This is a genomic window from Halogranum gelatinilyticum, assembly GCF_900103715.1.
Lineage (GTDB): Archaea > Halobacteriota > Halobacteria > Halobacteriales > Haloferacaceae > Halogranum > Halogranum gelatinilyticum.
On record NZ_FNHL01000002.1, the window covers coordinates 635910 to 653749 of the forward strand.

Consider the following 17840-nt stretch of genomic DNA (forward strand, 5'->3'; position numbering starts at 1 on the left):
GCCGACCACGGTTGTGTGTAGAATACCCATTCATCGACACACTTTTACCGGGCGGCCCAATATTGTGTAGTACGTCCAATAACGGACCACACATCAATGAGCAGCGAAATCGACGTCACCGACACGCTCGACGTACAGGGAGCAAACTGCCCGATGCCGGTCATCAAGACCAAGCAGGCCACCGACGGTCTCGCAGTGGGCGACGTGCTGGAAGTCGTCGCCACCGACTCCGGCAGCATGAGCGACATCAAGGGGTGGGCCGACTCGACGGCCGGCGTGGAACTCGTCGACCAGGTCGAAGGCGACGGCGTCTACACCCACTACGTCCGCAAGACGGAGTAATCCATGAGCACTGACACGCCGAACACCACAGAGACGACGACGGTCGACCCCGAGACCGTCGCCGCACTCGAAGACCGTATCGACGAACTCGAGAGCCAGCTCGCCGCCGTGAGCGACGAGGACGGACAGAAGAAACTGTCCATCATCGCGACGAAGGGCACCCTCGACATGGCCTACCCGCCGCTCATCCTCGCCAGCACGGCCGCGGCCTTCGGCTGGGAGGTGGAGGTCTTCCACACCTTCTGGGGACTCGACATCCTCCACGAGGAGCGGTCGAAGAACCTCAAGCTGAGCGCCGTCGGCAACCCCAGTATGCCGATGCCGAACGCCGTCGCCGCCCTGCCGGGCATGGACTCGATGGCGACGCGCATGATGCAGAAGAAGATCGCCGACAACAACACCGCCTCCATCGAGGAACTCATTCAGACCTCCCTCGATATGGGCGTGGAGTTCCAGGCCTGTCAGATGACCATCGACCTGATGGACTACGACGAGGACGACTTCTACGACGGCGTCACCACCGGCGTCGGTGCGGCGACGGCCCTGCAGTTCATGGCCGACGCCGACGTCCAACTGTTCATCTGACCGGATTCGACCGCTTTTCGACCAGCCACACACCCTTAACTCAGTTACCACCCTCTCTCCACGACAACGATGACCGACACACTCACCGCGACCGACCTCCGCGACCGCATCGACGACGCTGACTTCGAACTCGTCGACACCCGCCTCGCCGACGACTTCGCCGGCTGGCACATCGACGGGGCCGTCAACTATCCGTACAAGCCCGGCGACGACTTCGACCCCGAGCGGTTCAAAGCCGAGACCGGCGTCACCGAGGACGACACGATCTACACCATCTGCGCGAAGGGCATCTCCTCGAACGACTTCGCGGACGTCCTCGACGAGCACGGCTTCGACGACGTCACGGTCGTCAGCGACGGGATGCAGGGCTGGAGTGCCGTCTACGACGTCGTCGAGATTCCGACCGCGAGCGACGGTATCGAGATTCTCCAGATACAACGGCGCGCGAAAGGCTGTCTCGGCTACCTCGTCGGCGACGTCGAGAGCCGTGAGGCGGCCGTCATCGACGCTTCCCGACACACCGACGAGTTCGTCACCGCGGCCGAAGAGCGCGGCTACACCATCACCCACGTCTTCGACACGCACGTCCACGCCGACCACGTCTCCGGCGGCCGGAACCTCGCCGACGAGGTCGGCGCGACCTACCATCTCGGAGCCGACGCGCGCGACCGCGGCGTCGAGTACGCCTACGACGCGCTCTCGCCGAACGAGGTCGTCCGCGTCGGCGACGTCGACGTGAAGGCACTCGCGACGCCCGGCCACACCTCCGAGATGGTGAGCTATCTCGTCGACGGCGAGGCCGTCATGACCGGTGACTCGCTCTTTGTCGGCAGTGTCGGCCGCACGGAACTCCAGTTCGGCGGCGGCGGCGCGGCCGACGGCGCGCATTTGCTCTACCGGTCGCTCCACCGCACGCTCCTCGCCGAACCCGACAGCGTGACCGTCCTCCCCGGTCACTTCGCGCTCTCGAACGACGGCGAGGCGACCGACGGCACGCCCGGCGAACCCATCTCCGCGACGGTCGGAGAACTCAGGACGGGGCAGGATCTGCTCCAGGTCGACGAGGAGACCTTCGTCTCGCGGCTGACCGACCGCCTGCCGGAGAAGCCGCCGAACTACGAGACGGTCATCGACGTCAACACGGGTCGCCGCCGGCTCGACGACGAACAGGAAGCGACTGAGTTGGAACTCGGGCCGAACCGCTGTGCGGCGAGCGAGTAACGTCGGCCGAAGTGAGTAACGTCGGCCGCGAGCGGATAGCGTCGGCCGAAAGTGAGTACCGTCGACCAGAAACCTTCGCACGAAGGCGTGTTGAGACAGCGATTTCTACGCGTGGCTACGCGGCTGCTTCGACTGAATCCTCGCCACAGTGAGGACAGTACTCGAAATCCTCTCTCACGAGTTCCTCACAGGAAGTACAGACGTACTCCGGCTGCTGGGTATCGGTGAGCGACTGCTTCGTCTCCTCGAACTTCCGTCCGACGTCGCTGAAAAGGCCCATACCCCAACGGAGTGTTTCGACGTGGATAAGTGTTCTTCGGGGGCGCGTCTCTCGGTCGTTTCTCGGCCGCCTCTCTCACCTCGATCACCTCTCTCACGAGAACGTGAGAAAGGAATCGCGAGTGAGAATCTGGTCTGTAGAGCGTTCGACGGCGCGAAAAAATCTCTCGACGGCTCAGTCTTGTCCCGCTGGCTCGACGGTCGGCGTCACCTCGTCGTCTTTCCCGTCGAGCGCGACGGTCATCACCGGCACCGGCGCGTGGGCGATGACGCGCTGGGCCGCGCTACCGAGCATGTTACGGCGGAAATCCGCACCGCGAGTACCCATCAACACGAGGTCCATGCCCTCCTCGTCCGCGTATTCGAGGATGGCGTCGCTCGGGCTGCCCGTCCGTACCGCAGTGACCGCGTCGACGCCAGCCTGTCGGAGGAGCGTCGCCGCCGTCTCCGTGACCTCGTGGCCTTCGTGTTCGAGTTCGCCAGTGACGTCGTCGACGAGGTCGTCACTGAGCGTCAGGAAGGCACGGTCGTCGACGACGTAGAGGACGTGGACCGTCGCGTCCTGCCAGCCGGCGAGGGCGGCCGCGTGGTCGACGACTGCGTCGGTCGTCTGGCTGCCGTCGGTCGGGAGGAGAATCTTCGAATACATCAGGTGGTGTTTGGGCCTGGGGACATAAGCCGATAGGGGTGGTTCCCATCCCGTGAGAACGGACTGTCCGCTCCGAGCGAACGGAGCGAGTCGACAGAGTCGGGCGATTACGTCGAATCGACCGCCCGGACCGAGCCAGGGTTCAGACCGTGTCGCCGGTCTCGGTCGCGTCGACCGCGTCGGCGTACGCTCGAACCGCTTCCAGCGTCGGAATCGACGCCTGCGCGCCCGCCGACTCGATGCTCATCGAGGCGGCCACGGTCGCGACCTCCACGGCGGCCCGGAGCGACGACCCGCGAGCCAACTCGGCGGCGAGATAGCCGTTGAAGGTGTCGCCCGCGCCTGTCGTGTCGACCGGGTTCGTCGGCGGCGGCGAGACGGTGAACGTCTCGCTGTTCTCGACCAGCACGCTCTCGGAGCCCCGGGTCTGGACGACCGTCCCCGAGAAGTCCGCGAGCGCGTCGCCGAGCGCGACGTACTCGTACTCGTTCGGCCGGACGACGTCGACCGCGGGATGCCGGACGAGCGGGGCCGCGCCGTCGACGGGCGCGGGGTCGACGACGACAGTCGGCCCGTCGTCGATTTCGGCGAGACGGTCAAGGAGTTCGAGTACCGGCGGTACCGGAATCTCGTTCTGGAGGAGCAGGCAGTCGGTGGCGCGGATTCGGGCGTCGTGGGCCGCGACGTAGCCCTCGTCGACCGCGCCGTTTGCACCCTCGACGATGGCGATGCGGTTTTCCCCGGCTTCGTCGACGAAGACGGCGGCTTTGCCGGTCTCGTCGTCGCTGCGGCCGACGCGCTCGACGTCGACGCCGCTCTCGCGCAAGCCGTCGCAGACGCCGAACTCGGTCTCGTCGCGGCCGACCTTCCCGAGCAGCGTCGTGTCCGCGTCGGCGCGGGCGGCCGCGACGGCTTGGTTCGCTCCCTTGCCGCCGAGATAGACCTCGTGCGGGAGGGCTTCGATCTCGTCGGGGAGCGTCTCGACTCGGACGGTCGCCCCGGCCGCGGGGAACCACTCGCGGCCGGTGGCGAGGTCGTCGAGGGCGGCAGTGTCCAGTGTCGAGACGAGGTCGACGTTGATGCTTCCGAGGCTGACGACGGTTCCCATCGGTCTAGTCGCCGGTACGTCGCCCCGTAATCTCGTCGATGTCGAGGCGGACGAGCACGGGGTCGAGTTCCTCTATCGGTTCGTCGAACACCCGCAGCGGGACGTAGTACGCGCTCCGCTCTGCGATGCCGGGGACCTCCTCGTCGGAGCGGCTCACCGGCCCACGGACGACAACGCTCCACGAGGTGTTGGTCTCGGGGTCGTGGTCGTAGACGACGAGACAAGCCTGCTCGGTCGCGTCGAGAAACCGCATCTTCTCGCTGCCCGGATGCTCGCCGAGGCGGAAGTAGAGCGCGCCGTCCTCGTAGTGGTAGGCCACGGGGATGCTGTACGCCTCGCCGTCGGCCGCGAGCGCGAGCGTCCCGGTCCGGTGGTTCGTCAGTACCTCCTGGACGTCCTCGTCGTCCATCCCGACGGTGTAGGTGTACTCGATCTCTTTCATACCCGACAGTACACCGCCTGAGAGGATGACTGTGCCGTCGGTTCGCACGCGTCGAGAACCGTGCGCGTCGGCAACGACCCGCCGCTCACACGTCGTCAGCGACCTGCACCCTCACACGTCGTCGGCGACACGCACCCTCACCGCCGAGTGCTTGAACTCGGGTATCTTGGCGACCGGGTCGAGCGCGTCGCCGGTGAGGTCGTTGATGAGCGGCTCGGCGTAGTGGAACGTCGCGAAGACGACGCCCGGCCGTATCGCGGGCGTCACCTCGGCCGCGACGGTCACCGTTCCACGGTCGTTCTCGACGACGACGCGGTCGCCGTCGGCGATTCCTCGCGACCCCGCGTCGTCGGGATGTATCTGCAGGACGTCGCTGCCGCGGAGGCGGGTCAGCATCCCCGACCGGCGGGTGACCGCGCCGCTGTTGAACTGCTGGAGGACGCGCCCCGTCGTGAGCACGAGTTCGTCGTCGGCGACGCTGTCGGCGGGGTCGACGTGGACGACGGGCCGCAACTTGGCCGTCTTCGACCCCGAGGCGAACTCGTCGACGTGGAGGACGGCGGTGCCCTCCGAGGCTCCTTCAGGGAACGGCCACCGCTGGCTCCCCGTCCCGATGCCGTCGTAGCTCATCCCGGCGTACTGCGGCGTGACGCGCGTGAGTTCCGCGAAGACCGCCTCGGGACCGTCGCAGCCGAACTGGTCCTCGCGGCCCGTGAGCCGTCGGCCGAGGTCACAGAGGATATCGAGGTCCCTGCGGGCGTCGCCGGGGAGGTCCGCGTTGGGCCGCATCCGCTGGACTTGTCTATCTGTATTGGTCACCGTTCCGTCTTTCTCGGCCCACGCACTCCCGGGCAGGACGACGTCCGCGAGTTCGGCTGTTTCGGTCGGGAAGATGTCGAGGACGACCAGACAGTCGAGGTTCGCGAACCCCTCGCGGACGCGGGCGAGGTTCGGTTCGGTGACGAGCGGATTCTCGCCGAAGACGAACGCGCCGTGGACGCTGTCGCCGAAGGCGTGGGTCGTCTCCACCTCGGTGAGACCGGGCAGCGCGGGGAGGTCGTCGGCGTCGACGCCCCACTCGTCGGCGACGCGGGCGCGGGCCGCGTCGTCGGTCACGTCGGCGTAGCCCGGCAGGAGGTTCGGGAGCGCGCCGACGTCGCCCGCGCCCTGTACGTTGTTCTGGCCGCGCAGCGGGTTGACGCCTGCACCGGGTTTGCCGAGGTTTCCGGTCAGCAGCGCGAGGTTGACGAGCGCGTGGACGTTGTCGGTGCCGTAGTGGTGCTGGCTCATCCCCATCCCGGTGAACGTCGTCGCGTTCCCCGCGCCAGCGTAGGTTCGCGCCGCCTCGCGGACGAGGTCGGGGTCGACGCCCGCGCGGCCGGCCTCGCGGTCGACGTCGACGCCGTCGAGGAACGCTCGAAAGTCCTCGTCGCCGGTGACGCGCTCGGTCAGGAAATCGCGGTCGACGAGACCCTCCTCGACCACGACTTTCGCCATCGCGTTGAGCAGCGGGATGTCGTAGCCGGGGCGCACGGGGAGATGGAGATCGGCGGCGTCGGTCGTCGCGTTCTCCCGCGGGTCGACGTGAATCAGGGTCGCCCCGCGGGCCAGCGCGGGGAGCACGTACGACCGGAAGACGATGGGATGCTGTTCGGCGGGGTTCGCGCCGACGACGAGGAAACAGTCGGCGTGGTCCCGCAGATCGGTAAGCGAGTTGGTCATCGCGCCTGCGCCCAGCCGGTCGCTCATCGCCGCGACGGTCGAGGCGTGACACAGCCGCGCGCAGTTGTCGACGTTGTTCGTTCCCAGCAGACGAGCGAGCTTCTGGAAGACGTAGTTCTCCTCGTTCGTGCAGTTCGAAGAGGCGAAGAAGGCGAGCGCGTCGGGACCGTGCTCGGCGACGATCTCGCCGAAGGCGGTCTCGACTCGCAACAGTGCCTCGTCCCACGTCGCCTCGTGCAACTGGCCATCGTCGCCGCGGACGAGCGGCCGGGTGAGCCGGTCCTCGTGGCCGACGACGTCGAAGGCGGCGACGCCTTTGGGACAGACCTCCCCGCGCGTGTTGACAGCGCCATGCCAGCCGACCGCCTTTCCGTTGGTCGGATTGTACTGGATGCCGCAGCCGACGCCGCAGAAGGGACAGACGCTCTCGCGTGGAGTGGGCGGACTCATCTCGGTCGGAGTTCGAGGCGAGGTGACAAAGCCGCTTGCCCGGTTTCGCCGCCGCCGGAGCCGGTCGGATTCCGACGACCAACCGAAACGAGGGCGACGTGCCAGGGAAAGATTCTTTCACGAACGGCTGAAAATATCACTCATGTCCGCAACACCGAACCGGCAGACTCCGAGCTGGCGGCAGCTCCTGTTCGGACTGCTCGCCGTCGGCTGTCTCGTCGCCACGGGCCTGGCTCTCGTTCGGGGCGGGAGTCCCGTCAGGCTCCTGGTGGTGGTCTCGCTGACCGGCTACGCGCTCGTCACGCTCGCGTACTCGTTCGTCGGGCGGGGGGTCTACGCCTCGCGGGTCCTCGCCGTCCCACTTGGCGTCGTCGGCGTCGTCGCACTCCTCCTCGGCGCGCCGACCGACCTGCCCGTGGTTCTCGTCTTGGTCGGTGTCGGAAGTCTCGTCGACCTCCTGTGGGACCCCACCGGCGTCCTCGCCGACGCCGGATGAGAAGCGACGTGGGCCGCGACGTAGCCCTCGTCGGTACTGCTGCTCGGTGCTCGGGTCGGCCGTCGCTTCCGCGAGCCGTACTTTTAGGACGGATTCCCCCCTACGACGGGCATGGACGGCAAGACGGCAGTCGTAACTGGGGGGAGTCGCGGACTCGGGAAAGCCATCGCGGCCGCCTACGCGGCGGCGGGCGCACACGTCGTCATCTGTGGCCGCGAGCAGGCGGATCTCGACGCCGCCGTCGCCGACATCACAGACGTCGCCGGCGACGTGACCGCGGTCCGCGCGGACGTGCGCGATGAGTTCGATGTCGAACGGCTGATGGAGACCGCCGCGAAGGGGACCGACGGCATCGACGTCGTCGTCGCCAACGCGGCCACCATCCACGGCGACCCCGGCGGGATGCCGCTGGCGGACGAATCCTACACCGCCTTCGACGACACGCTCCGGACGAACGTCCGCGGCGTCTACGCGACGGTCCGCGAGGCACTGCCGCATATGGCTCCCGACGGCCGCGTGCTGATCCCCTCCGGCTCCGTCGCCCAGGAAGCCAAGTCCGGGATGGGTTCGTACGCGGTGTCGAAGGCGGCCGCCGAGGCGGTCGCGCGCGGCTTCGCCGTCGACGTCGAGCAGGCCGTCGGCGTCGTCGACCCCGGCCTCGCCGCGACGGAGCTGACAGGTGGCCAGGGTCGGGACCCGGCGGACCTCGCCGGGCTGTACGTCTGGGCCGCGAGCGAGGTCGACGCCGCGGAGTTCGACGGCGGTCGGCTGACCGTCCGCGACTGGAAGAAGGCGACGCGCTGAGCCGTCACTACGGTTCGGTTCTGTGATTCAGGCTGGACGCGAGCGACAGCAACCGCTCGGGAGTCGGAGAACGTCGAAAGAAGCGAGGGGATTACTCGTCGTCGACGAGGACGGCGTTGACCTGGCCGTTCTGGCCGGGGCGGGAGGTCACGCGGGCCTTACCGAGGTCCGTGTCGATGATTGCGCCCTTCGTGATGATGTTCCGGCGGATGTAGTTGATGTTGGCCGGGTTGTCGACGACGTTCTCGATGGTCGCCTGCTTCGTCTCGCCGCCGTCGGCGACCTGCGCGACGTTCGTCGAGAGCGCGCGGGTCTTCGTCTCGGTACCGCGGGAGTCGATGACCTGCATCCGCGGCTCGCCGACGGTCGTCTCAGCCGGCTCGCGGCCGAGCTGGTAGCGCTTCTTGTTCCGGAACGGCTTCAGTCGGCCGCCGGTACGCTTTCGCTTGGAGCGTCCCTGGTCTTTCATACCGGGTAGAACTGCCAGCAACTACTTGAATGAACCGAAACGGGTCCGGACGGTGGCCCTGCCAGCCACGCGAGGCCGTCGCAGGGATGGATTCGCCGACACGTCTCCAGCCTGACACGTCATTCGTTTCCTCGGCTACGGTCGGGCACTTTTCTCGTAACGCGCGCCTTATACCTGAGCGGCGCGTTGACGCAGGTTATGTCAGAACGAACAATCCGGATAAGCGAAGTGACCGAGCAACAGACTCACCCTGAAGAACCGCTCGGTATGACCGTCATCGATGCCGTCAGCCAAGCGACCGGCGTCCCCGTGACCCAGATGGACGTCGAACTGAACGACTACGTTGACCCCGACGCGCTCGACGGACTCTTCGCCGACCGCTTCGATGGCTCGCCACGAGAGGGCGGTCGGGTCGTCTTCTCCATGCTCGGCTGTGAAATCCACGTCCACGGGGACGGCCGCGTCGTCGTCACGCCCGAGTAGATTCCCGCGCGATTCGACGTTCTGTTTAGCAAGGTTTAGTGGACTGCTCGCGTCTCCTCTCTCTAATGAGTCTCGACGTCGCCGTGGCCGTGCCGTTCCGCCAACAGGGCAAGACCCGCCTGGAAGAGGGTGCGTTCGTCGTCGCGCTCTCGCTGGACCGCGACTGGTTCTCGCCCGACCAGGCGAAGCGTCTCATCGACGTCGCGACCGGCCGCGGTCTCGTCGCCCGCGAGGACGGCGAGCTCGTCGCCCAGTTCGACCCGTCAGATATAGAGATTCCCGAAGATTTCGCGCCCGACGCCTCTATCATCCGTGAGCAGTCGACCTTCGAGATGGTGCTCGACGCGCTCGTCGCGGCGGGCCACGAGAAACAGACGGTCGTCGCGACGGCAAACGAGAGCCAGCGCGAACTCGGCGTGACACTGGAGACGGCGGCGATTCTCTACGCCCACAAGAACGGCGTCGACGTCGGCGACGCGGTCCGGAAGGCCCGCGACGAACTCGTCGGAGCCTGAGTCGGTCTCACCGTCCGTCGCCGCTCACGCGGGCCGGAACGCCCGGAGCGTGTCGCGGTCGGCGGACACCGACTCGATCTCGGCCCATCCGAGTTCGGTGAAGACCGCGTTCCAGTCGCGGTAGTAGAGCGGGAACTCGTCGTTGACGTAGTTGACCGCCTCGTCCGAAGCGTCGCCGACGCCGTCCGCAGCCACGTTCTCCTCGTCTTCCGTCCCTGACTCGTTCTCGACGGTGACGACGAGGTCGTCGGCGATCCGCGTCAGTTCTCCGAAGACCTCGTCGTGGTCGGGATGGATGTGTTGGAGCGTCTCGACCGAGTAGACGGCGTCGAAACGGTCGTCGTCGAACCGCTCGACGACTGACTCGATGGCGTCGACGTAGAACGTCCCCGTCTCGGCGAGGTCCGGATACGCCTCGGCCATCACGTCGAAGGACTCCTCGTTGATGTCGACGCCGTGGAGGTCGTCGTAGCCGTTGTCGGCGAGATGTGCGAGATGACGTCCCGCGCTACAGCCGAGTTCGAGCACGGACGCGTCCGTCCCGACCTCGCGGTCGAGCACGGTCCGAATCCGCTCGCTCGTCTCGTCTGGCCCACGGTAGGCGTAGTACTCCGGCGAGAACTCTCCGGACCGCTCTGCCCACTCGCGACGGACGTCGTTAGAATCCACATTCGCACCTGCCCGCGCAGTCGGATAAGTCCTCGTAGTAGCCGCCGTCGGCGGCTTCGACTGTCGGGAACTGTGGATACCGCACATAAATCACCGAGGTGGCTGCGAACCGGTCAGCGAATGAGGCGAGAACCGACGGGATAGAACCAAATGTCTATTTTATACCCCGTTCCAATAACGTTTGTCTAAAAATCGGCCCCTGTGGTACCACGACTCTCACAAGTCTTAAAGTGGTGCCTCTGTTGTGTTCAGTTGCAATGGCGAAAGGAAACGTTGATTTCTTCAACGACACAGGCGGCTACGGTTTCATCTCGACGGACGATGCGGACGACGACGTGTTCTTCCACATGGAAGACATCAGCGGTCCGGACCTCGAAGAAGGTCAGGAAGTCGAATTCGAAATCGAGCAGGCCCCGAAGGGCCCGCGCGCGAAGAACCTGACCCGACTTTAAACTAGTTTAGTACGCCGTTCACGCGGCTCAACGACCCCACAACATTCTCAGCAGACTCACACCGGAGAGCGGCGCGGCCGTCACATCTACCGACCCGCACCGACGAGCGACGCCGAAACCCCAAGTCGAACACCCTAACTCCCCGCCCCGACAACGACGGGTATGGTGCAGGACCGCCTCCGCGACGGGAAACGCGTCGCACAGCTTCTCTCCTCGGAGATCACCGGCAACAGCGGCAGGCTCGGTCCGCTGTCGGTCGTCGACGCCGACGCGGACGTCGAACCGACGGCGGACGGGGCACTCGCGTACGCCGTCGCTGACGACGCGACAAACGAGCGAATCGCCGAGGTCTACGTCCAGGACGACCGCGCCCGCGTCGAGTTCCTCGTCGACGTCGACGTCGCTGCCGAGAGTGGGGAGAAACAGGACCTCCGCGTGCGGCCGAAGGCGACCCAGCCCCCGCGGACGTTGGTGTTCGTCGAGGACGGCGCGCAGGTGAAGTGGATTCTCCCGGTCTTCGAGGTCGTGTTGGCATCGACGGCCGAGGAGTAGGCTTTTTGTTCGCGGTCCGCGGTTGCTGACGTATGGCCCCCACTATCGACCTCTCCACCCTCCTCGACAACGCTGTCGTCACGCTCGCCGTCGTCCTCGTCTTGACGGTACTCGTCTTCGCCGGCTTCGGCTTCGGATCGCTCGTCGGTGGGCTCGTCACGCTCGTCTACTTCGCCCTCATGGCGTTCGTCCTCTGGCTGCTGTGGCGACTCGTGCAGGCCGTCGAACGCATCGCCGACGCGACCGAAGACCTCGCCGACGAGTCGACGTTCGAGGCGGACGACGACTAATTAGTCTCGCCGCCGCCGACTGACTCCCATCCCCACCCTTTTAGCCGCCGCGCCACCCTCACCCGGTAATGACCCTCGACCCCGTCCACGTCGACAGCATCGCGCGACTGGCCAGTGCCATCGCCGGGAGCGTGGACGACAGCGACCACGACGGTCTCGCCGAGGCGGTCTGGGCCGACTGGCTCGACCCGCTGCACCACAGCGGCCGCAAAGTGATCGAACCGCTCGGCGAACAACAGTTGCAAGCGGCCGCCATCGACGACGTCGCGCTCGCCGACACGCCCTTCCCGACCGTCCACGGTCTCGACTCGGGGACCATCAACCCGACGACGTTCAAGAACGGGCTCGTGCTCGACCTCGCGCACGCCGCGATGGCGTCGGTGCCGACGGACCTCGACCTCCACCGCTCGCGTAGCATCGTCGCGACGGTCCACAGCAACGACGCCACGGACCACTTCCCCGAAGACTGGATGCACGACGACCGCGGCTACAGCCGTCGGCGCATCCTCCACGCCCCCCGCGTCTCGCGGTTCGCCGAGGGCGTCGTCCACGCGCTCTCGCTCTATCTCGCCGAGAGCGACCACGCGCTCGTCCACGCCAACACCGTCGAGGACCTCCTCTTGCTCGACGGGCCGCTGTACCCCAAGGAACTCCTGAACTGGCAGGATCGTGACGCCGAGTTAGGGGAACTCGCCCGCGAGGCCAAACCTCGGAGCATCGTCGAGAACTACATCCGGCTCGTCGAGACGTTCGTCGAGAAGGACGTGCCGCTGGCGGGCTTCATCAAGAACCCCTCGGCGAAGCTGATTACACGAACTGTCCGCGAGAAGGGCGTCGACGCGCCGTGGGTCGACGACACCGCCCTCTTCACTCGTCTCCTCGAACGCCGCGAGGACGGCGAGCGGCTGACCGAGGACCTGACGTTCACCTCGTGGTTCGTCTCCCGCGGCGGCTCGGACCGCACGCTCGCCGCCGACGGCGACGCCTTAGGTGTCGAGCGGAAACTCGACCCCGAACTGTACGAGGTGACGTTCTTCCTCGTCTACGAGCCGCGACGCGACCTGCTCTACCGCGTCGAGGCACCCTACGCGTTCACGAGAGACGAGGAGATGCGAACGGCGCTGACGACGCAGATTCTCTCGGACGTCGCAATCGCCCGCGGGCCGCCGGAGGCCATCGACAAGGCCGACGAACTCGCCCGTATCGGTGCAGGCGAGAAGGCCGCGCTGCGGCGGAAGCTCGAAGAGCAGTTCGACACGGAGTTCGTCAAGACCTACAACGACGTGCGCTGGGGAGAAGAGTACTAGCTACGCCTCGCCGGGCTGCTGTTTCACGACCTCGATCTCGACGTCCGCCTCGGCAATGCCGACGCGGGCGAACTGCGTCCGGATGTGTTCTTTCGCGGCCGCCAATGCCTGCTCGCGCGTCTCGAAGCCGCGGGGCATCGGCGTATCGAAAGCGACGTTGATGTCGCGACCGTCGATTGTCGTCGCCGACCCGCCGCTCTCGACCTCGTAGAACTCGTCGCAGACCCAGACGTAGGGCGCGTCCTCGTCGGGCGCGCCCTTGTACGACGGCGCTTCCTCACCGCGCTCGAAGACCGTCCCAGTGAGCGCCGTGCCGCCGGCGTGACCGCGAACTAATAGCATACCCCGTCCTAAGGGGGCCGCCGTTAAAAGACGTGTGCGGGATGCCGGACCATAGACAGGAGGGAAAGGCCCTTGCCGAGTGCCGCCGTGGGCCTCGGTATGACTCTGGAGGACTTCACCGAATTCTCCGCTGACGACGGCGACGAGGCCGACGACAGCGGGGGTGGCCCGGCCGCCGAGGCTGCCGACGAGGCTGTTGTCGACGACGCCGACCCGGCGGCCGACGGGGGCGACGGCGACACCGAGACGGCGGCGACCGAGACGGAGACGGGCAGTAGCTTCGAGCGGTTCGCGGCCGAGGCGGCGGGCGCGGACCGCGGCATCGGCACTATCTCCGTCTCGCAGGGGCTCCGCGTCGCCGAGGACGGCGACGACACCGAGCTGCGGGCGTTCGTCACCACGGGCAACCGCGAGACCGTCCGGCTCGGCAAGTATCTGCTCGTCCCCTATCCGGACAACGAGACGCTCTTCTGTCGCATCACCTCCCTCGAATACGCCCAGGAGTTCCAAACCGACGACGCCACCGAGATTCACGCCCGTCGTGCCATGCGGCAGGACGACTTCGAGGAACGCGACTACAAGTTCATGGCCTCGCTCGAACCCGTCGCCGTGCTCTACCGCGAGGGCGGTGAGCTGAAACGCCGGATGACCGACCGCGTGCCCAAACCCGGCTCGGTCATCGCGGAGGCGACCGACAGCGAGCAGATCAAAACAGGACTCAAAATTCCGGAAGACGGCGTCTTCCTCGGGCATCTCTCCGTCGGCGGCGAGAAGGTCCGGACGGCGGCCGAACCGCCGACTATCGACTACCGGCTGAAGGACGACTACCGCGACGGCGACCCGCTCGTCTTTCGGCACACCCTCGTCGCCGGCGGGACGGGGTCGGGCAAGACCCACGGCTCGAAGAACATCCTCCGGCAGTATCTCACCGAGGAGCGGACCTACGCGATGGACGACGGCCGCGAGGTCCAAACTGCGGTCGTGCAGTTCGACCCGCAGGACGAGTACGCCCAGATGCACGACGACAACCCCGACCTCGACGCCGACTTCGCCCGGAAACTCGACCGCGAGGGCGTCGCCTACGGCGGCCACTCCGACACCGTCGCGCTCGTGCCCGAGGTCGACAAGTCGACGTATCCCGGCACGGGCCACCGCGCCGAGCAGGTGTCGTTCACCATCCCCTTCTCGATGGTCCGCCAGCGGCCGTGGCTCGTCGCCGGCGCGAGTCTCAACGACAACCAGTACAACGCGCTGACGCTCCTGCTCGACCGCTTCTTCCGCGACTACGGCAACTCGGGGACCTACCGGCAGTTCGTCAACTTCCTAGACGACCCGGCACTGCGCGAGGAGTACGACGAGTCCGGCCGCATCCACGAGGCGACCTTCGACGCCGTGATGCGGAAGACCCGCACCAAGGCCGCGAACCAGGTCTTCGACCAGGACGCCCGGCCCATTACGGAACTCGTCCACGACCTCGTCCGGCCCGGCGGCCTGTCGGTGGTCCCGACCTACCACATCAACAACTCTCGCGCGACCGAAATCGTCGTGCTCGCGGTGTCGAGTCTCCTCATCGACGAGAAGCTCTCGAACAGCCCCGCCCACGACCGCATCAAGGAGACGCCGCTCGTCGTCGGCATGGACGAGGCGCACAACTTCCTCACCGACGCCGACAGTGTACAGGCCCGCAAGGTCATCTCGAAGTTCACCGAAGCCGCCAAACAGGGCCGCAAGGAGCGACTCGGTCTGTTCCTCATCACGCAGGACCCCCAGGACATCGCCGAACCCGTCTTCAAGCAGGTAAACACGAAAATCATCCTCAACCTCGGCGACGAGGACGCGATCAAATCGGTCAACATCCCCCAGAAGCTCGCGAACAAGGTGCCCTACATGGAGAAAGGCCAGATGGTCGTGTACTCGCCGGACAACTCCGAGCCGGTGGAGTTGATCGGGCTGTCGAAGTGTTTGACTCGGCACGGCGAGTGAAGTCTCCGCGGCACTCGTCGCCGCGGAACGGTGAACCAGCCGTGACGATGTCTCACCCGACACGGCGAGTGAGACGCCGTGGCCCTCGTGGCCACGGCAATCGAGCCAGCCGTGGCGGTGTTCGACCAAACACGGCGAGTGAGCAGTCACGGCGAGTAAACCTCTCGCGACTTGCTTCGCGTGTCGTGGCAGTGGTGACGTCGCCACGACGGTGCAGAAATCCCCCGCGACCTGCCCCGGACCACACCACTATCACCGGCCCGTGCGAACGCGGCCCAATGCGAGCCGCAGCCTTCACCGACCTCGTCGGCCCGGACGGTGTGAGCGTCATCGAGCAGCCCGACCCCGAACCCGGTCCGGGCGAAGCGGTCGTCGACGTCGACGCCTGTGCCATCAACCGTCACGACCTCTGGATACTGGAGGGCGACTCCGCGATGGTCGACGCCGCGGACCTGCCGTTCGTCACCGGACTCGACGTCGCGGGCGTCGTCCGCTCGGTCGGCGAGGGTGCGAGCGTCGAGCCGGGTGACCGGGTCGTCCTCTGTCCGAACGAGACCTGTGGCGTCTGTCAGTTCTGCCGCGAGGGACCCGAGAACCTGTGTGAGGAGTTCTCGCTGTACCACGGCGGGCTGGCCGAGCAGGCACTCGTCGCCGCCGACCGACTGGTCGCGTTGCCCGACGGGGTCGATACGACGACGGCGGCCGCGCTGCCGACGGCGTACATGACCGCCTTCCATATGCTCCGGCGCGCCGATGTTGGCCCGGGCGACCTCGTGTTCGTCCCCGGCGCGACCGGCGGCGTCGGCGTCGCGAGCGTCCAGTTGGCCGACGCGATGGGCGCGCGGACGGTCGGCACGTCGTCGTCCGCGACGAAACTCGCCCGTGTCGAGGAGCTGGGGCTGGACCACGCGCTCGACGTCACCGACCCCGACGCGATGCGCGCGGCCGTCGCCGACGTGGGCGAGCCGGACGCCGTGCTCAACCATCTCGGTGGGCCGTACACCGCGGTCGGTCTCGACGTGCTGCGTCGCGGCGGTCGGATGGTCGTCTGCGGCCGGACTGCTGGCGGCAGCTCCGAGATCGACATCCCCGACCTGTTTCTCGGCCACAAGCGCGTCGAGGGGAGTACGATGGGCACGCAGCGCGACCTCGAACGGCTGGTCGGCCTCGTCGCCGACGGCGGCCTCTCGCCCGAGATCGACGCGACGTATCCGCTCGACGAGACGGGGGCGGCCTTCGCGGCGATGCAGGAGCGCGAGGGCGTCGGCAAGCTCGTCGTGACGGCCGACGGCTGAACGCCAGGGCGTGTGGCCGCGGCTCTGAGCCGCCAGCCCTGCGGCGCCACCGGATTTTAGTCGGGTTCACGCGTACTGACAGCTATGCCCAAACACGTGCTCGTGCCGGTCGACGGCTCTCCCCAGTCGAGTAAGGCCGTCGAGTTCGCGGTCGGCGAGTGGCCGGACGCCGAACTGACGCTCCTGAACGTCATCAACCCCGTCGACGCGGGCTACAGTCCGACGGCTGGCGTCCCGAGCGGGGCCGAGGAGTGGTTCGAGGAGGCGAAAGCGAACGCCGAACGGGTGCTGGCCGCGGCGACGCCGACGGCGGCGGCGACGGTCCACACCCGGACCGAGGTCGGCCGACCCTCTCAGACCATCGTCGAGGTCGCCGAGGAGGGCGACATCGACCACGTCGTGATGGGCAGTCACGGCCGGAAGGGCGTCTCGCGTATCCTGCTCGGCAGCGTGGCCGAGGCAGTCATCCGTAACTCGACGGTCCCGGTGACGGTCGTCCGCTGAGGGATGTTGAGGGGAATCCGTGTTATTTCTCCGACACTGTCACACGTTGACAGTCGTCTGGTGACAGACGTGTAACCAGGTGGCGTTTGTAACGAGGAAACGTCAACCGGGAGCGTGTTCTGTTTATATTCTCAGACCGTGCATGCAGGTGATGGAATTCGACGAGGTCATCGAGACACGACGGTCCGTACATCAGTATACAGACGAGGATATCGACGACGATACGCTCGAAGCGATCTTCGAGCAGGTCCGCTACTCGCCGTCGAGCTTCAACCTTCAGCCGTGGGAGTTCCTCGTTGTCCGTGACGAGGACAACCTCGCACGCCTGCAGGAGGCCGCAAACGGACAGGAGACCGTCGGCGAGTCGGGTGCGACCGTGGTCGTGCTGGGTAACAAAGACCCGGCGGCACACGCCGACCGCATCTTCGGCGACTGGCTCGACAAGGGCTACATCCCGAACGAGGAGGTTCGCGACAACCTCATCGGCGTCGCGGAGAACATGGCCGAGATGCCGGAAGACGAGCGTCGCGTCTGGACGACGCGGAGCACCGCGCTGGCAGCGATGTCGCTGATGCACGCTGCGTGGGACAACGGTGTCGCCTCCTGTCCGATGGAAGGCTTCGACGCGGACGCACTCGTCGACGCGTTCGACATCGACGACGGCTACGAGCCGGTCATGCTCGTCACGCTGGGCTACGCGACCGAAGACGCCGACGATCTCGAGAACGGCCGCAAGGTCCGCCGCTCGGTCGACGAGATCGTCCACCACGAGACGTTCGAGCCGGAGACGGTCGACGCCGCAGCCGCCGACGACTGAAGCGGCCGAACCCTCGAACGCTCCGATTCCCCCTCCCCTTCCCCTTTTCCCCGTCGCCCGCGTG

23 protein-coding genes are annotated in these 17840 nt (G+C 66.7%); 15 read left to right on the forward strand and 8 right to left on the reverse strand.

All coding sequences use genetic code 11. From position 1 onward, the window contains the following. Positions 1-96 precede the first annotated feature (96 nt). From BLR57_RS09750 to BLR57_RS09760, 3 genes are all read left to right on the forward strand, one after another. Positions 97-342 (forward strand): sulfurtransferase TusA family protein, encoded by a 246-nt coding sequence (locus tag BLR57_RS09750; protein ID WP_089697295.1) that lies wholly within the window; start codon positions 97-99, stop codon positions 340-342. A 3-nt stretch (positions 343-345) separates the two neighbouring features. After that, on the forward strand, positions 346-927 hold the full coding sequence (locus tag BLR57_RS09755) for a DsrE/DsrF/DrsH-like family protein (protein WP_089697297.1): 582 nt from the start codon (positions 346-348) through the stop codon (positions 925-927). A 69-nt stretch (positions 928-996) separates the two neighbouring features. Continuing rightward, positions 997-2148 (forward strand): MBL fold metallo-hydrolase, encoded by a 1152-nt coding sequence (locus BLR57_RS09760; RefSeq protein WP_089697299.1) that lies wholly within the window; start codon positions 997-999, stop codon positions 2146-2148. A 115-nt stretch (positions 2149-2263) separates the two neighbouring features. Here BLR57_RS09760 and BLR57_RS18935 read toward each other — a convergent pair whose 3' ends face one another. From BLR57_RS18935 to fdhF, 5 genes are all read right to left on the reverse strand, one after another. Further along, positions 2264-2428 carry a zinc ribbon domain-containing protein gene (locus BLR57_RS18935; protein WP_139173322.1) on the reverse strand — a complete coding sequence of 55 codons (165 nt, stop codon included), beginning with the start codon at positions 2426-2428 and terminating at the stop codon, positions 2264-2266. A 174-nt stretch (positions 2429-2602) separates the two neighbouring features. Further along, positions 2603-3076, reverse strand: coding sequence for a universal stress protein (locus tag BLR57_RS09765; protein WP_089697301.1), 474 nt, complete (start codon positions 3074-3076; stop codon positions 2603-2605). 142 nt (positions 3077-3218) lie between these two features. Next, positions 3219-4184 carry a PfkB family carbohydrate kinase gene (locus BLR57_RS09770; RefSeq protein ID WP_089697303.1) on the reverse strand — a complete coding sequence of 322 codons (966 nt, stop codon included), beginning with the start codon at positions 4182-4184 and terminating at the stop codon, positions 3219-3221. A 4-nt stretch (positions 4185-4188) separates the two neighbouring features. Beyond that, positions 4189-4626, reverse strand: coding sequence for a pyridoxamine 5'-phosphate oxidase family protein (locus BLR57_RS09775; protein ID WP_089697305.1), 438 nt, complete (start codon positions 4624-4626; stop codon positions 4189-4191). 111 nt (positions 4627-4737) lie between these two features. Next, on the reverse strand, positions 4738-6798 hold the full coding sequence (fdhF, locus tag BLR57_RS09780) for a formate dehydrogenase subunit alpha (RefSeq protein ID WP_089697307.1): 2061 nt from the start codon (positions 6796-6798) through the stop codon (positions 4738-4740). 142 nt (positions 6799-6940) lie between these two features. Here fdhF and BLR57_RS09785 point away from each other — a divergent pair, with 142 nt between their 5' ends. Together BLR57_RS09785 and BLR57_RS09790 are read left to right on the forward strand one after the other, a co-directional pair. Beyond that, on the forward strand, positions 6941-7294 hold the full coding sequence (locus BLR57_RS09785) for a hypothetical protein (protein ID WP_244509975.1): 354 nt from the start codon (positions 6941-6943) through the stop codon (positions 7292-7294). Between the two features lie 111 nt (positions 7295-7405). Further along, positions 7406-8098 carry an SDR family NAD(P)-dependent oxidoreductase gene (locus tag BLR57_RS09790; protein ID WP_089697311.1) on the forward strand — a complete coding sequence of 231 codons (693 nt, stop codon included), beginning with the start codon at positions 7406-7408 and terminating at the stop codon, positions 8096-8098. Positions 8099-8189: 91 nt separating this feature from the next. On the opposite strand, the gene BLR57_RS09795 is transcribed toward BLR57_RS09790, so the two are convergent. Then, positions 8190-8567, reverse strand: a complete 378-nt coding sequence (locus tag BLR57_RS09795; RefSeq protein ID WP_089697313.1) for a 30S ribosomal protein S8e — start codon at positions 8565-8567, stop codon at positions 8190-8192. Between the two features lie 198 nt (positions 8568-8765). Here BLR57_RS09795 and BLR57_RS09800 point away from each other — a divergent pair, with 198 nt between their 5' ends. Then, positions 8766-9050: a HalOD1 output domain-containing protein gene (locus BLR57_RS09800; RefSeq protein ID WP_280140447.1), complete on the forward strand. Its 285-nt coding sequence runs from the start codon at positions 8766-8768 to the stop codon at positions 9048-9050. A gap of 65 nt (positions 9051-9115) precedes the next feature. Beyond that, a complete protein-coding gene (locus BLR57_RS09805) occupies positions 9116-9565 on the forward strand; it encodes a DUF2240 family protein (protein WP_089697317.1) in 450 nt (149 codons plus the stop codon). Between the two features lie 24 nt (positions 9566-9589). On the opposite strand, the gene BLR57_RS09810 is transcribed toward BLR57_RS09805, so the two are convergent. Further along, entirely contained in the window at positions 9590-10234 is a 645-nt protein-coding gene (locus BLR57_RS09810; protein ID WP_089697319.1) for a class I SAM-dependent methyltransferase, read from the reverse strand. Between the two features lie 257 nt (positions 10235-10491). Between BLR57_RS09810 and BLR57_RS09815 the strand changes: the two genes are divergently transcribed. The 4 genes from BLR57_RS09815 (at position 10492) to BLR57_RS09830 (ending at position 12835) form a co-directional block, all read left to right on the forward strand. Continuing rightward, entirely contained in the window at positions 10492-10686 is a 195-nt protein-coding gene (locus tag BLR57_RS09815) for a cold-shock protein (protein WP_089697321.1), read from the forward strand. Between the two features lie 162 nt (positions 10687-10848). After that, positions 10849-11238 carry a DUF7993 family protein gene (locus tag BLR57_RS09820; protein ID WP_089697323.1) on the forward strand — a complete coding sequence of 130 codons (390 nt, stop codon included), beginning with the start codon at positions 10849-10851 and terminating at the stop codon, positions 11236-11238. A gap of 32 nt (positions 11239-11270) precedes the next feature. Further along, positions 11271-11528: a DUF8066 domain-containing protein gene (locus BLR57_RS09825; RefSeq protein ID WP_089697326.1), complete on the forward strand. Its 258-nt coding sequence runs from the start codon at positions 11271-11273 to the stop codon at positions 11526-11528. 68 nt (positions 11529-11596) lie between these two features. Then, positions 11597-12835 (forward strand): DNA double-strand break repair nuclease NurA, encoded by a 1239-nt coding sequence (locus BLR57_RS09830; protein WP_089697329.1) that lies wholly within the window; start codon positions 11597-11599, stop codon positions 12833-12835. On the opposite strand, the gene BLR57_RS09835 is transcribed toward BLR57_RS09830, so the two are convergent. Next, positions 12836-13177 carry a DUF7113 family protein gene (locus BLR57_RS09835; protein WP_089697331.1) on the reverse strand — a complete coding sequence of 114 codons (342 nt, stop codon included), beginning with the start codon at positions 13175-13177 and terminating at the stop codon, positions 12836-12838. It lies immediately after the preceding gene. 99 nt (positions 13178-13276) lie between these two features. Here BLR57_RS09835 and BLR57_RS09840 point away from each other — a divergent pair, with 99 nt between their 5' ends. From BLR57_RS09840 to BLR57_RS09855, 4 genes are all read left to right on the forward strand, one after another. Then, positions 13277-15160 (forward strand): ATP-binding protein, encoded by a 1884-nt coding sequence (locus BLR57_RS09840; protein ID WP_089697333.1) that lies wholly within the window; start codon positions 13277-13279, stop codon positions 15158-15160. 278 nt (positions 15161-15438) lie between these two features. Beyond that, positions 15439-16455, forward strand: a complete 1017-nt coding sequence (locus tag BLR57_RS09845) for an alcohol dehydrogenase catalytic domain-containing protein (protein ID WP_089697335.1) — start codon at positions 15439-15441, stop codon at positions 16453-16455. An 84-nt stretch (positions 16456-16539) separates the two neighbouring features. Then, positions 16540-16959 carry a universal stress protein gene (locus tag BLR57_RS09850; RefSeq protein ID WP_089697337.1) on the forward strand — a complete coding sequence of 140 codons (420 nt, stop codon included), beginning with the start codon at positions 16540-16542 and terminating at the stop codon, positions 16957-16959. A 151-nt stretch (positions 16960-17110) separates the two neighbouring features. After that, positions 17111-17776, forward strand: coding sequence for a nitroreductase family protein (locus tag BLR57_RS09855; RefSeq protein ID WP_089697339.1), 666 nt, complete (start codon positions 17111-17113; stop codon positions 17774-17776). The last annotated feature ends 64 nt before the right edge of the window (positions 17777-17840 follow it).

What these genes read in the sequence shown, in the direction of transcription:
- BLR57_RS09755 (WP_089697297.1), top strand. Translation starts at nt 346, where the DNA reads ATGAGCACTGACACGCCGAACACCACAGAGACGACGACGGTCGACCCC.
- BLR57_RS09820 (WP_089697323.1), top strand. Translation starts at nt 10,849, where the DNA reads ATGGTGCAGGACCGCCTCCGCGACGGGAAACGCGTCGCACAGCTTCTC.
- BLR57_RS09845 (WP_089697335.1), top strand. Translation starts at nt 15,439, where the DNA reads ATGCGAGCCGCAGCCTTCACCGACCTCGTCGGCCCGGACGGTGTGAGC.
- BLR57_RS09760 (WP_089697299.1), top strand. Translation starts at nt 997, where the DNA reads ATGACCGACACACTCACCGCGACCGACCTCCGCGACCGCATCGACGAC.
- BLR57_RS09750 (WP_089697295.1), top strand. Translation starts at nt 97, where the DNA reads ATGAGCAGCGAAATCGACGTCACCGACACGCTCGACGTACAGGGAGCA.
- BLR57_RS09775 (WP_089697305.1), bottom strand. Translation starts at nt 4,626, where the DNA reads ATGAAAGAGATCGAGTACACCTACACCGTCGGGATGGACGACGAGGAC.
- BLR57_RS09850 (WP_089697337.1), top strand. Translation starts at nt 16,540, where the DNA reads ATGCCCAAACACGTGCTCGTGCCGGTCGACGGCTCTCCCCAGTCGAGT.
- BLR57_RS09785 (WP_244509975.1), top strand. Translation starts at nt 6,941, where the DNA reads ATGTCCGCAACACCGAACCGGCAGACTCCGAGCTGGCGGCAGCTCCTG.
- BLR57_RS09805 (WP_089697317.1), top strand. Translation starts at nt 9,116, where the DNA reads ATGAGTCTCGACGTCGCCGTGGCCGTGCCGTTCCGCCAACAGGGCAAG.
- BLR57_RS09765 (WP_089697301.1), bottom strand. Translation starts at nt 3,076, where the DNA reads ATGTATTCGAAGATTCTCCTCCCGACCGACGGCAGCCAGACGACCGAC.
- BLR57_RS09855 (WP_089697339.1), top strand. Translation starts at nt 17,111, where the DNA reads ATGGAATTCGACGAGGTCATCGAGACACGACGGTCCGTACATCAGTAT.
- BLR57_RS09830 (WP_089697329.1), top strand. Translation starts at nt 11,597, where the DNA reads ATGACCCTCGACCCCGTCCACGTCGACAGCATCGCGCGACTGGCCAGT.
- BLR57_RS09795 (WP_089697313.1), bottom strand. Translation starts at nt 8,567, where the DNA reads ATGAAAGACCAGGGACGCTCCAAGCGAAAGCGTACCGGCGGCCGACTG.
- BLR57_RS09825 (WP_089697326.1), top strand. Translation starts at nt 11,271, where the DNA reads ATGGCCCCCACTATCGACCTCTCCACCCTCCTCGACAACGCTGTCGTC.
- BLR57_RS09790 (WP_089697311.1), top strand. Translation starts at nt 7,406, where the DNA reads ATGGACGGCAAGACGGCAGTCGTAACTGGGGGGAGTCGCGGACTCGGG.
- BLR57_RS09835 (WP_089697331.1), bottom strand. Translation starts at nt 13,177, where the DNA reads ATGCTATTAGTTCGCGGTCACGCCGGCGGCACGGCGCTCACTGGGACG.
- BLR57_RS09815 (WP_089697321.1), top strand. Translation starts at nt 10,492, where the DNA reads ATGGCGAAAGGAAACGTTGATTTCTTCAACGACACAGGCGGCTACGGT.
- BLR57_RS09770 (WP_089697303.1), bottom strand. Translation starts at nt 4,184, where the DNA reads ATGGGAACCGTCGTCAGCCTCGGAAGCATCAACGTCGACCTCGTCTCG.
- BLR57_RS09800 (WP_280140447.1), top strand. Translation starts at nt 8,766, where the DNA reads ATGTCAGAACGAACAATCCGGATAAGCGAAGTGACCGAGCAACAGACT.
- BLR57_RS18935 (WP_139173322.1), bottom strand. Translation starts at nt 2,428, where the DNA reads ATGGGCCTTTTCAGCGACGTCGGACGGAAGTTCGAGGAGACGAAGCAG.
- fdhF (WP_089697307.1), bottom strand. Translation starts at nt 6,798, where the DNA reads ATGAGTCCGCCCACTCCACGCGAGAGCGTCTGTCCCTTCTGCGGCGTC.
- BLR57_RS09840 (WP_089697333.1), top strand. Translation starts at nt 13,277, where the DNA reads ATGACTCTGGAGGACTTCACCGAATTCTCCGCTGACGACGGCGACGAG.